This is a genomic window from Nocardioides luteus (assembly GCF_014648595.1).
In the GTDB taxonomy this organism is placed as follows: domain Bacteria; phylum Actinomycetota; class Actinomycetes; order Propionibacteriales; family Nocardioidaceae; genus Nocardioides; species Nocardioides luteus.
Map to the genome: position 1 here is coordinate 23332 of NZ_BMRK01000011.1, position 10839 is coordinate 34170.

Annotated in this window: 12 protein-coding genes, 1 tRNA gene and 1 other RNA gene; 12 read left to right on the plus strand and 2 right to left on the minus strand. The window is 69.0% G+C overall.

The genetic code is table 11. The features are described from left to right. The first annotated feature begins 153 nt into the window (after positions 1 to 153). The 5 genes from IEY81_RS14440 (at position 154) to IEY81_RS14460 (ending at position 5083) form a co-directional block, all read left to right on the plus strand. The gene (locus IEY81_RS14440) at positions 154 to 489 is read left to right on the plus strand and encodes a WXG100 family type VII secretion target (protein WP_189119187.1); all 336 of its coding nucleotides are present in this window, start codon (positions 154 to 156) and stop codon (positions 487 to 489) included. Between the two features lie 50 nt (positions 490 to 539). Then, positions 540 to 833 carry a WXG100 family type VII secretion target gene (locus IEY81_RS14445; protein WP_189119188.1) on the plus strand — a complete coding sequence of 98 codons (294 nt, stop codon included), beginning with the start codon at positions 540 to 542 and terminating at the stop codon, positions 831 to 833. A gap of 343 nt (positions 834 to 1176) precedes the next feature. Continuing rightward, a complete protein-coding gene (gene eccD, locus IEY81_RS14450) occupies positions 1177 to 2544 on the plus strand; it encodes a type VII secretion integral membrane protein EccD (RefSeq protein ID WP_189119189.1) in 1368 nt (455 codons plus the stop codon). Continuing rightward, complete coding sequence (locus IEY81_RS14455) at positions 2544 to 3953, plus strand: type VII secretion protein EccB (RefSeq protein ID WP_189119190.1); 1410 nt, start codon at positions 2544 to 2546, stop codon at positions 3951 to 3953. Before eccD ends, IEY81_RS14455 begins: the two co-directional genes overlap by 1 nt. After that, positions 3938 to 5083 carry a S8/S53 family peptidase gene (locus IEY81_RS14460; RefSeq protein WP_189119191.1) on the plus strand — a complete coding sequence of 382 codons (1146 nt, stop codon included), beginning with the start codon at positions 3938 to 3940 and terminating at the stop codon, positions 5081 to 5083. Before IEY81_RS14455 ends, IEY81_RS14460 begins: the two co-directional genes overlap by 16 nt. Before the next feature lie 4 nt (positions 5084 to 5087). Here IEY81_RS14460 and IEY81_RS14465 read toward each other — a convergent pair whose 3' ends face one another. Then, on the minus strand, positions 5088 to 5453 hold the full coding sequence (locus IEY81_RS14465; RefSeq protein WP_189119192.1) for a winged helix-turn-helix transcriptional regulator: 366 nt from the start codon (positions 5451 to 5453) through the stop codon (positions 5088 to 5090). A gap of 77 nt (positions 5454 to 5530) precedes the next feature. Between IEY81_RS14465 and IEY81_RS14470 the strand changes: the two genes are divergently transcribed. Beyond that, positions 5531 to 5941 (plus strand): RidA family protein, encoded by a 411-nt coding sequence (locus IEY81_RS14470; RefSeq protein ID WP_189119193.1) that lies wholly within the window; start codon positions 5531 to 5533, stop codon positions 5939 to 5941. Between the two features lie 82 nt (positions 5942 to 6023). Here IEY81_RS14470 and IEY81_RS14475 read toward each other — a convergent pair. Continuing rightward, positions 6024 to 6111: transfer RNA gene (locus tag IEY81_RS14475), tRNA-Ser, on the minus strand. A gap of 101 nt (positions 6112 to 6212) precedes the next feature. Here IEY81_RS14475 and ffs point away from each other — a divergent pair. The 6 genes from ffs to IEY81_RS24230 form a co-directional block, all read left to right on the plus strand. Next, an RNA gene (gene ffs, locus IEY81_RS14480) (signal recognition particle sRNA small type) lies at positions 6213 to 6303 on the plus strand. Positions 6304 to 6390: 87 nt separating this feature from the next. Next, entirely contained in the window at positions 6391 to 8562 is a 2172-nt protein-coding gene (locus IEY81_RS14485) for a DNA polymerase III subunit gamma and tau (RefSeq protein WP_189119194.1), read from the plus strand. A gap of 21 nt (positions 8563 to 8583) precedes the next feature. Further along, positions 8584 to 8976: a YbaB/EbfC family nucleoid-associated protein gene (locus tag IEY81_RS14490; protein WP_189119195.1), complete on the plus strand. Its 393-nt coding sequence runs from the start codon at positions 8584 to 8586 to the stop codon at positions 8974 to 8976. 30 nt (positions 8977 to 9006) lie between these two features. After that, complete coding sequence (gene recR, locus IEY81_RS14495) at positions 9007 to 9603, plus strand: recombination mediator RecR (RefSeq protein ID WP_189119196.1); 597 nt, start codon at positions 9007 to 9009, stop codon at positions 9601 to 9603. A gap of 85 nt (positions 9604 to 9688) precedes the next feature. After that, on the plus strand, positions 9689 to 10276 hold the full coding sequence (locus tag IEY81_RS14500; protein WP_189119197.1) for a DUF5063 domain-containing protein: 588 nt from the start codon (positions 9689 to 9691) through the stop codon (positions 10274 to 10276). Positions 10277 to 10287: 11 nt separating this feature from the next. Further along, positions 10288 to 10839 (plus strand): amino acid kinase family protein (locus IEY81_RS24230; RefSeq protein WP_444544155.1); only part of this gene is annotated, 552 nt, incomplete at its 3' end.

The window sequence follows — 10839 nt, forward strand, 5'->3', positions numbered from 1 at the left end:
GCCGCGGCCACAAAAAAGTTCAAAGATTCGTGTTTAGAACTCCGGAGACGGGGTATGAACACGGTGTCCGGACCTCGGGGGAGCCCATGGGAACCGGGCTCCAACAGGTATCTAACCTAGGAAAACCGGTTCCGCCGGTGGAAGGACAGCAGCATGAGCAGTGAGATGAAGCAAGGCCAGGCGATCAACACCGCCGTCAACGACATCGCCGAGGCCAAGGGCAAGCTGCAGAGCATCAGCGCGTCGACTGCCAGCGAGGCCAAGGCCGCCAAGGACAAGGGTTGGCACGGTGCGGGCGGTAACGCGTTCGCCCAGCTCATCCAGACCTGGGAGCAGAAGTCGCGCGACATCACGAACGCCCTCGACGAGCTCACCAACGGTCTCACCGAGGCTCGCAAGGTCGGTAGCCAGGCCGATGAGGACGTCGCTGCGTCGACTCGCTCGGTCAGCTCCAACATGGACAGCATCTCGTTCAAGATGGGTGGCTGACCACCCGGTCAGATCCCGAATTCAAAACCGGACTTTGAAAGGAAACTGACATGGGTGAAGAGATTGTCGTCAATCACGGAGACATGGCGAACATCATCGACACGCTCAGCAACGGCGTGAAGAAGATGGACGGGGAGCTCTCCAACCTGGAGAACCGCATCAACAAGCTGAAGTCTGAGTTCACCGGTGAGGCGGCCAACGCCTACGCCCAGGCTCAGGCCAAGTGGGACCGCGCGGTGGCTGAGATCCAGCAGTCGCTCGCGCAGAGCGCGGCCTTCGTGGGCCAGTCGCAGCAGGACATGCAGAACGCTGACCGCCGTGGTGCGGCCGGCTTCGGCGGCTGAGTTCTTCAGCACACGAGCAACACGAGGGGATCGGTGCACGCACCGGTCCCCTCGGTGTACGGCCCCGTGTACGACAGCCCGCCTGCTACGCGTCGCGAGACGCGCACGCTGGCGGCGTTGCCGCTTCTCCACGGTCGACCCGGACCGCGTTCGAAGCGGCGCCTTGCCAGCGCACGCGTCTCGCGTCGCTCGCGACGGCGTTCTGTCGTACACGGGGCCGTCGTTTTATGGCAAAGTCAGCGCTGACGCTCGCTGTCTGATCAGCGGGCCCATGTAGAGGCTGACTCTCGGGACACGCTGTCGGTTCGTCCCGGGCACAAGCACGACGCGAGAGGTTCGTGAAATGACGCAGGCGCAGGTGGCGCCCACTGGGTTGGTTCGGGTCACTGTCGCCTCCGGCACCCGCCGGATGGATCTGGTGCTGCCGGGCTCGGTGCCGGTGGCAGAGCTCGTCCCCGAGCTCGCGCGAAGCGTCGGGCTCCTCGACCCGCAGACGGCCTACGCGGGCTACCGCGTCGTGCTCGCCGACGGCCGCAAGCTCACCGGCGACCTCGGTCTGATCCCGCAGGGTGTCGAGGACGGTGGCGTCCTCACCGTCAGCGCCGGCATCGACGACAAGCCGCCGCGCGTCTACGACGACGTCGTCGAGGCGATGACCGACGTCGTCGAGAGCGAGATGGCTCCGTGGAAGCCCGAGGCCGGGCGGCGTACGTCGCTGCTGGCCGCCGCGCTGCTGCTGCTCCTCGGCGCCGGTGCGCTGTGGACCCAGGCGCCGTCGATGCTCGCCGGCGTCGCTGCCGCCGTGATCGGCATCGTCCTGGGCGGCGGCGCGATCGTGCTCTCCCGTCTCGAGGCGGAGAACGACGCCGCGATCTCCGCGGTCTGGATCGGCGAGGTCTACGGCGCGGTCGCCGGCTTCCTGATCGGTGCCGCCGCGGTCGGCGACGGTGGGGTCGGGCTTCCGCTCGCGTTCGCCGGTTCCGGCGCGATGATGGTCGCCGCGATCGGCTTCCTCGGGCTCGGCGAGGCGCGGATGCTGGCCATGCCGGGCGCTCTGGTCGGCGGCGTCTTCCTGATCGCCGGCCTGCTGCTGAGCGCGACCGGCTGGAAGGCAGGTGTGGTGCTCGGCATCGTGCTGGTCGTCGTGGTGCTGGCCGGCAGCTTCTTCCCGTGGCTCGCGCTGAGCACGACCAAGACCGACGTGCCGCAGCTCTACTCCGACGAGGACATCAACCTCGACCCCGAGGAGATCCGGGAGGACCAGGTCCGCGTCGACGCCAAGGTCGCTCACGAGATCCTGATCGCGATCTCCCTCTCCGTCGGCGTCCTGGTCGTGCTGACCTCGCCGTTCGTGGTGCGGCTCGGCCTCTTCGGCACCCTGCTGGCCCTCGCCGCGTGCGTCGTGCTGATGCTGCGCACCCGGCAGTACCGGACCGGTTCCGAGGTGCTCGTCGGCCTGGTCTCCGGGATCGCCGGCCTGCTCGCGATCGGTGCCGCGCTGCTGGTCTACCACGAGTCGTGGCGGCCGACGACCGCTGTCGTGCTGGCGGCCGCCGGCGGCGTACTCCTCGTGCTCACGCTCGTCCCCGACGTCGGGTCCATCCGTCGCGGCCGTCTGGCTGACGTCGCCGAGACCATCTGTCTGCTGGCGATGCTGCCGCTGATGGTCCTCGCCTCCGGGCTCTTCGGTGCCGCGGTGGCTGGTTTCTGATGGCCACCAAGAAGGACCTCGTAGAGGCCCATGCCTTCAGCCGCCGCCGACTCGTCTCCGCGTTCCTCTCCGGCGCCCCGGGTGGGCGTGAGGTCGAGCCCGCCCGACCGGGCCGATCGGTCTTCGGCGGCCTCGTCCTGGCTGTGCTGCTCATCGCCGGCGGCGCGGTAGCCCACTTCCTCTCGCCCAAGGCCGCGACCGGCTGGGCCGACGAGGACGGGCTGATCGTGACCAAAGGCGGCGCGCGCTACGTGGTCACCGGCCCGGAGAAGGAGAAGGAGCTCCACCCGGTGGTCAATCTGGCCAGCGCCCAGCTCATCCTGGGGCTCGACCTGGAGAAGAGTTCGAAGGTCATCGACCAGGAGGAGATCGACAAGGAGTTCCCGAAGGCGACGATCGGCCTCTCCGGCCCGAAGGTCCCCGAGGAGCTCCCGACGGAGGCGGACTTCATCAAGACGGGTTGGACCGCCTGCACGGCTGATGGCGCAGGAACGTTCCTGAACATCTCCGCCAAGCCTGACGTGCGTGCTGCCGGGGCCGCAGGGTTCTTCGTGCGGACCACCGAGGGCACCTACCTCATCGCAGACAGCACGAACGTCGAGGGGGAGACCCAGGCGTACAGCTTCAAGGTCGAAGGAGACGCGGAGACGTATGCCGACCGCATCTTCACAGACCCGGTCCCGACGCCCACGGTGCCTCAAGCCTGGGTCAATCTCTTCCCCGCAGGCGGTGCCCTGGCAGGAGACTCGTTCGGGACCACCTTCAGCAAGGCCGGACAAGCCGTGGAGGGTGAGGAGTACCCGATCGGGACGAAGGGCAACTACCTCGCCAAGGAATACCTCATGACCGAGAGCGGGTGGATCCGGCTCGAGGAGTTCGCCAGCGAGGTCTACGACCTCGCCTTCGGTGACAAGGTCAACCTGCAGTCGCTGGACTCGCAGCCCAACATCAACGGCGAGCGCCTGGAGGCATCCACCTTCTGGCCGAGGTCGAACCTCGAACCGGCGACCGGCGCCGCCTGCGCGCGGCTCGACACCAGCGACCGTACGACGGTGCGACTCGGCATCCAGCCGGGTGAGGACGCCTGGCCGGTCTCGGAGCCTCCTGCCGCCGACGACCTGACCGCTGCCCGGGTCGACCCGGGCAAGGGTGCCTTCGTCTACGCCGCGAGCGGTGAGGACGTCTCGAAGGAGAGCGCGACGCCGTTCCTCATCGACGCCCGCGGCACCGCCAACACGCTCGACGGCCCGACCACGGTCGGACGGCTCGGTCTGACCACCGACTCCGGCCCGATCGTGCCCAGCACTTGGCTGCAGCTGCTCCCGAGCGGCGCAGCCCTCTCGACCGAGCTGGCGCTCTGCCCGCCCAACACCGGCAAGGTCGAGGAGAGCAAGTGCGAGCCCCTGTGACCCTGCTGCGTAGCGGCGTCGCGCTCGCTGCCGTCGTGGGCGGGCTGACCCTGGTGGGCGGCCCGACCCCGGCGTACGCGGCGGAGGAGCGGGCGATGTGCTCGGCCTATGCCAAGAACACCGGCGGTGGTGCACCCCCGAAGCCGGAGACCCAGACCGCGCCGGTGCCGGCGTCGGCCGCGCCGTTCGCGATCATGCGGATCGCCGACGCGCAGAAGGTGAGCAAGCAGGGCCAGGGAATCCGGATCGCGGTGGTCGACTCGGGCTACAGCCGGAGCGCCCAGGAATATCACGGCACCGTCGGCGCCGGCCTGATCTCGTCGATCGCACCGAAGGCGAGACTCAGCGACCATCCCGTGCTCAAGGTGGGCCAGGACAAGTCGACGGTCGACGCCAAGCGGATGGTCGCCGAGCTCAGGTCGCTGGCCAAGGGCAACGCGAAGGGGCTGATCGTCGACATCGGTCTCCCCGCCGCGCAAGGGGCCTCAGGGCTGGACAGCGCGGTCGACGCGCTCGTCAAGAAGGGCGCCATCGTGGTGACGGCCGCAGACTGGTCCGGCGTCTCGGGCGAGGTGTCGAGCCGGGATGTCGGGCCCGGCGTCTTCCCCAATGCCAACGACTCCATCGTCACCGTCAGCGCGTCGCGCACCTGGGCCTCCGACCCCGACTTCACCGTTCTTCCCAACTCCAACACCGACGTCACCGCCCCCACCTACGGCGCCGCCTCGAAGACGCTCTTCGGCAAGCCGTGCTGGGTCGACACGATCTCGACGTCGTTCGCTTCGGCCGAGGTCTCTGCGGTGCTCGCGCTGATCTGGTCGACCAACCGCGGCTGGAGCGCCACGCAGGTCATCGACCGCCTCTACAGCACCACCTCCGGCCGGGAGGGCCAGGGCGGGCGCTACTGGGGTGCCGGCGTCGTGAACGCCTACGACGCGCTCACCCGTCCCGTGGCCGAGAAGCCGGACGAGACCCCGGCGGTCGAGCAGGCGCCGGCGGCTCGGGAGAAGGCCGACCCGCTCGCCACCGTGCGGAAGAACGCGGTCTGGTGGGGCATCGGCGGTGGTGGCGCGCTCGGCCTCGGGCTCGTCCTGCGGCCGCTGTTCTCGCGGCGCAAGGGCTCGATGTAGCCGGTCACTCGGACCGGTCGTACGCCTCGCGTGCCGCCTCCACCTCGGGCAACGTGGTGGTGGTCCAGTGGTAGAGCCGGTCGATGAGGTCCTGGAGGGTGCTGCCCAGCGGGCTGATGCGGTATTCGACCGCGACCGGTCGGGTGCTCAGCACGACCCGGGTGACCATGCCGTTGCGCTCGAGGCGTCGAAGCGCCGTGGTGAGCGACTTCTGGGTCACCGCCGGAATCGCCTGACGCAGCTCGTTGAAGCGTCGCGGCCGCTCGCAGAGCGTGTCGAGCACCTGGAGCGACCATTTGTCGAGGAGCTGGTCGAGGAGCTCGCGATGCTCCGCGGTCATTCGGAGGGGTTCGGGGGCGGTGTCCGGCATGACACCTAGTCTCGTTGAAGTGTCCTCTGGATACCAAGTACACATGAGAAACCTCATCCGTCGAAAGGAATCTCATCATGTCCGTCGATCTGCTCACGCCGGAAGGCATGTTCCAACCCGTGCCCTATCACCACGTCTCCGTGGCGACCGGCACCCGTCACATCCACGTCGCCGGGCAGATCGCCCGTGACGAGCTCGGCCGCGGTGTCGCTCCGGGTGACCTCGCCGGCCAACTGGCCCACGCCCTGCGCAACACGGCCCGCGGCCTGGCCAGCGCCGGGGCGACCTTCGCCGACGTCGTCCGTCTTCGGTTCTTCGTGACTGACTGGACCCCGGAGAAGTACGAGGCCTTCGTCGCGGGCCTCGAGAGCGTCGTCGACGAGCTCGGTATCCCGCAACCGCTACCGCCGCTGTCCGCCATCGGCGTGGACTATCTGTTCGAGCCCGACGTGCTCGTCGAGGTCGAGGCGTACGCGATCCTGGACTGATTCCTGGGCCGAGATGCAGAACGCCGATCCGGAGCTTGCGCTGCCGGATCGGCGTTCTTGCAGGTCAACCAAGGTTTCCTGCTGGCGGATCTGGGGGGATTCGAACCCCCGAGGGCGTTAACCCAACACGGATTCCAGCCGTGCGCCATAGGCCACTAGGCGACAGATCCGTGAGGGATCTTACGCGGCTCAGGGAGCATCGGGGAAATCGGCGGAGGGGCGGGTGGGCCGCCTTTGGGTTCGGCGAGGGGACTCGTCTAGACTCTCGGGCAACCCCCCATGTGGCGGCATCTTGTCGAACCTCCCCAGGGCCGGAAGGCAGCAAGGATAAGCGAGCTCTGTCGGGTACGTGGGGGGCCTTTTCTATTTGCCCGCACATTCGCGCGCGTTCCTGGAACCAGGTCGCGCGCGGTCGCAAACTGTCGGTGCAGGCGGATAGGGTCTATCGGGTGGACGCACCCCTTGCCCTCTACCGCCGCTACCGGCCGGAGACGTTCGCCGAGGTCATCGGCCAAGATCACGTCACCGGCCCGCTGCGCAACGCGCTCGCGGGCAACCGGGTCAACCATGCGTACCTCTTCTCCGGCCCGCGCGGCTGCGGCAAGACGACCTCGGCGCGGATCCTGGCGCGGGCGCTGAACTGTGAGAAGGCGCCGATCGCGGACCCGTGCGGGGAGTGCGAGTCGTGTCGGGACCTGGCGCGTGGTGGCCCCGGCAGCATCGACGTGATCGAGATCGACGCGGCCTCCCACGGCGGCGTCGACGACGCCCGTGACCTGCGGGAGAAGGCCTTCTTCGCGCCGGTGAAGAGCCGCTACAAGGTCTACATCATCGACGAGGCCCACATGGTCTCGACGCAGGGTTTCAACGCGCTGCTCAAGCTCGTCGAGGAGCCGCCGGAGCACCTGCGCTTCATCTTCGCGACGACCGAGCCGGAGAAGGTCATCCCGACGATCCGGTCGCGCACCCACCACTACCCGTTCCGCCTGTTCCCGCCCAAGCTGGTCTCCGACTACATCGCGACGTTGTGCGAGATGGAGGGGATCAACGTCGAGCCGGCCGCGCTCCCGCTGGTCGCACGCGCGGGCGCCGGGTCGATGCGCGACAGCCTCTCCGTCATGGACCAGCTGCTCGGCGGCGCCGGGCCGGAGGGAGTGACCTACGAGCTGGCTGCCGGGCTGCTCGGCTACACCCCCGACGCCCTCCTCGACGAGGTCGTCGACGCCTTCGCCGCTCATGACGGCGCCGCGGTGTTCGGGGTGATCGACAAGATCATCGAGACCGGCCAGGACCCCCGCCGGTTCACCGAGGACCTGCTCCGTCGGCTGCGTGACCTGGTCATCGTCAAGGCGGTTCCGGACGCGCCCGCGACCGGTCTGATCGACGTCTCCGAGGACGGCGGCGAGCGCCTGGTCGCGCAGGCCGGTCGCTTCGGACCGCATGACCTCTCCCGGGCGGCCGACGCGGTCGCGACCGGTCTGACCGAGATGCGCGGTGCCACCGCTCCCCGGCTCCTGCTCGAACTGATCTGCGCCCGGGTGCTGCTTCCTGCGGCCGACGGCGCCCAGGGCCTCGCAGCCCGGCTGGACCGCCTGGAGCGGCGCATCGAGATCAGCGGTACGCCGACGGTGGCCGCTCAGCCGGCAGCCCCCGCCCCGGCGCAGGACCGACCGGTGCTCAAGCCGTCCGTCGGTGCGCCCGGACACGAGACCGTGCCACCGGCGCCCTCGCAGGTCGAGGCCGTCCAGGCATATGTCCCGACGCCCGAGCCGACGCCCGGGCCGGCGTCCGACCCGGAACCGGCTCGAGCCCAGGAGACGCCCGAGCCGTGGCCGGCGGCTCCCGAGCCGCCCAGCCAGCCGCAACAGCAGGCCCCGGCCCCATCGACCCAGCCCGCCCAGCAGACCCAGCCCGCCCAGCCTGCGCAGCCGCAGTCGTCGGGTGGCATGGGGAACGTCGACATCCGCAGACTCTGGGACGACGTGATCGCCCAGACCAAGGGCCTGCGCCGGGCCACCTGGTCGCTGGTGGGCCAGAACGCTCAGGTCGTCGACTTCCGCGACGGCGTGCTCACCCTCGGTTTCGCCTCACCAGGCCTGCGCGACCGGTTCGCGACCGGTGGCCACGAGCCGATCCTCGGTCAGGCGCTGGTCAACGTGATCGGCATCCAGCCGAAGATCGAGGCCATCGTCGGCGGCGGTGGCGGAGGGGGCCAGGGAGCCCCGCAGCGGCCGGCCACGCCCACGCCCCAGCCCACCCAGCCCCAGGAGCCGGCCCAGCCGCGCCAGTCGCCGGAGGCGTCCTGGAACGAGCAGGCCCCGCCGCCCGACTGGGCCGCCGAGCCGCCGCCCGACCAGCAGCCGCCCCCGCCCGCCGACCAAGGGTCGTCAGGATCGCCGACGGATGCCGGGTCGATCGCCAAGGCCCGAGAGGCGATCCGCCCGACGCGTACGGCTGACTACGAGCCGCCCGTCGACGACCAGGCAGCGCGTCTGGCAGAGGCCGACGCGGCGGTGAACCCCGACGACCAGGCCTACGACGGGCCGGCCTCGCTGGGCGCCGAAGACCTGCTCGCTCGGGAGCTGGGTGCAACGATGATCGAAGAGATCCCGCACAACTAGACCACAGCAAGGACGGCACAGATGACGAACCCACTCGAAGGTCTCGGTGGCGAGGGCGGCCTCGACCTCAACGCGATCATGCAGCAGGCCCAGGCGCTGCAGAGCCAGATCGTCGACGCCCAGGAGAAGCTCGCCGAGACGATCGTCGACGGCACCGTCGCCGGCGGTGCAGTGACCGTGAAGCTCACCGGCACCGGTGAGCTGGTCGGCGTCGAGATCAAGCAGGGCGAGTTCGACGGCAACAACCCCGACGACCTCGAGGACCTCGGCGCCGTGATCGTCGCCGCCTACCGCGACGCGAAGGGCAAGGCCGACGAGCTCGCCGGCGACGCGATGGGCCCGCTCGCGGGCGGCATGGGCGGCATGGGCGGCGCCCCGGGCGGCAACGAGCCGCCGTTCAAGCTCGGGTTCTGAGACAAGCACAGCTAGAAGACAGGCACAGAGTTGTACGAGGGTGTGGTCCAGGACCTCATCGACGAGCTGGGACGGTTGCCGGGCGTGGGCCCGAAGAGTGCCCAGCGGATCGCGTTCCATCTGCTGCAGGCAGACCCAGCCGACGTACACCGGCTCGCCGCGATCCTCAACGAGGTCAAGGCGAAGGTGAAGTTCTGCTCGGTCTGCTTCAACGTCTCCGAGGAGGAGACGTGCCGGATCTGTCGTGATCCGCGGCGCGAGCCCTCGGTGCTGTGCGTGGTCGAGGAATACAAGGACGTCGTCGCGATCGAGCGCACCCGCGAGTTCCGTGGTCGCTACCACGTGCTCGGTGGTGCGATCAGCCCGATCGACGGCATCGGCCCCGACCAGCTGCGCATCCGTGAGCTCGTGCAGCGGCTCAACGACCCTGCGATCACCGAGGTGATCCTCGCCACCGACCCCAACCTCGAGGGCGAGGCGACGGCGACCTATCTGACCCGTCAGCTCGGTCCGCTCGGCCTCAAGGTGACTCGTCTGGCGAGCGGCCTCCCGGTCGGTGGCGATCTGGAGTACGCCGACGAGGTGACCCTCGGCCGTGCCTTCGCCGGCCGCCGCGCGGCTGAGTAGTCCCTAAGACCTGCATCTTCGCCCTCGTCAGGCCGCCGCTTCGGCGGTAGCCTGACGATTCAGGGACCTCGGGAAGGGGGCCGACATGACGAACGAGTTGACCGGCAAGGAGTTCGCCACCAGCATCGCCGACTCGGTGGAGAGCTTCCTGCTCTCGGTGCGCGCGATCGCCGCCGACGGCGACGGTGGCAGTGCCGTCCCGATGCTGCTGCTGGAGGTGAGCCAGATCCTGCTGGCCGGTGCCCGGCTGGGCGCTCAGCAGGACTTCGAGCCGCGTGAGGAGTTCCAGCCCGACGTGGGCATGGAGGCCGACGTCGACGAGCTCCGGATGGGCCTCGCCGAGATGTTCGGCGACATCGACACCTACAGCTTCGTGTTCGACCCCTACACCCCCGACGTGGTCGACAGCCAGATCTCCGACGACGTCGCGAGCCTGGTGACCGACCTGGAGTACGGCCTGCGGCACTACCGTCTCGGCGACGTCGACGAGGCGCTGTGGTGGTGGCAGTTCAGCTACGTCAACAACTGGGGCAACCTGGCCGGAGCCGTGCTCAACGCCCTGCTCACGGTCGTCGCTCACGACCGCCTCGACTCCGAGCCGTTCACCGGCGAGGAGGAGGACTTGGCGGCCGCCGATGAGATGCTCGAGAAGACGGCTACCGCGGCCACGTAGACTCTCCCGGCGTGGGAATCGTCGTTCAGAAGTATGGTGGCAGTTCAGTAGCCGACGCCGCGGGCATCAAGCGCGTGGCTCAGCGAGTGGTCGCAACCAAAGAGCAGGGCCACGACGTAGTCGTGGCCGTATCTGCCATGGGCGACACCACCGACGAGCTGATCGATCTCGCCAACAAGGTCTCGCCCGATGCGACCGCGCATGCGCGCGAGTTCGACATGCTGCTCACCTCCGGCGAGCGCCAGTCCATGGCGCTGCTCGCGATGGCGATCAACGACGTCGCGAACGAGCGCGGGCTCGCCTATGAGGCCCGGTCGTTCACCGGGTCGCAGGCCGGTCTGATCACCGACGCGCAGCATGGTCGCGCCAAGATCCTCAGCATCACCCCGGAGCGCATCCAGTCCGCGATCGGCGACGGTGCGATCGCGATCGTGGCCGGCTTCCAGGGCGTCTCCCGAGACACCAAGGACATCACCACGCTCGGCCGTGGCGGCACCGACACCACCGCCGTCGCGCTCGCGTTTTTTGACGTCGACGGCGTCTTCACCGCCGACCCGCGCATC

Bases quoted from the DNA above. Each gene is read 5' to 3' on its own strand.
- IEY81_RS14440 (WP_189119187.1), top strand. From the start codon at position 154: ATGAGCAGTGAGATGAAGCAAGGCCAGGCGATCAACACCGCCGTCAAC.
- IEY81_RS14445 (WP_189119188.1), top strand. From the start codon at position 540: ATGGGTGAAGAGATTGTCGTCAATCACGGAGACATGGCGAACATCATC.
- eccD (WP_189119189.1), top strand. From the start codon at position 1,177: ATGACGCAGGCGCAGGTGGCGCCCACTGGGTTGGTTCGGGTCACTGTC.
- IEY81_RS14455 (WP_189119190.1), top strand. From the start codon at position 2,544: ATGGCCACCAAGAAGGACCTCGTAGAGGCCCATGCCTTCAGCCGCCGC.
- IEY81_RS14465 (WP_189119192.1), bottom strand. From the start codon at position 5,453: ATGCCGGACACCGCCCCCGAACCCCTCCGAATGACCGCGGAGCATCGC.
- IEY81_RS14470 (WP_189119193.1), top strand. From the start codon at position 5,531: ATGTCCGTCGATCTGCTCACGCCGGAAGGCATGTTCCAACCCGTGCCC.
- IEY81_RS14490 (WP_189119195.1), top strand. From the start codon at position 8,584: ATGACGAACCCACTCGAAGGTCTCGGTGGCGAGGGCGGCCTCGACCTC.
- IEY81_RS14500 (WP_189119197.1), top strand. From the start codon at position 9,689: ATGACGAACGAGTTGACCGGCAAGGAGTTCGCCACCAGCATCGCCGAC.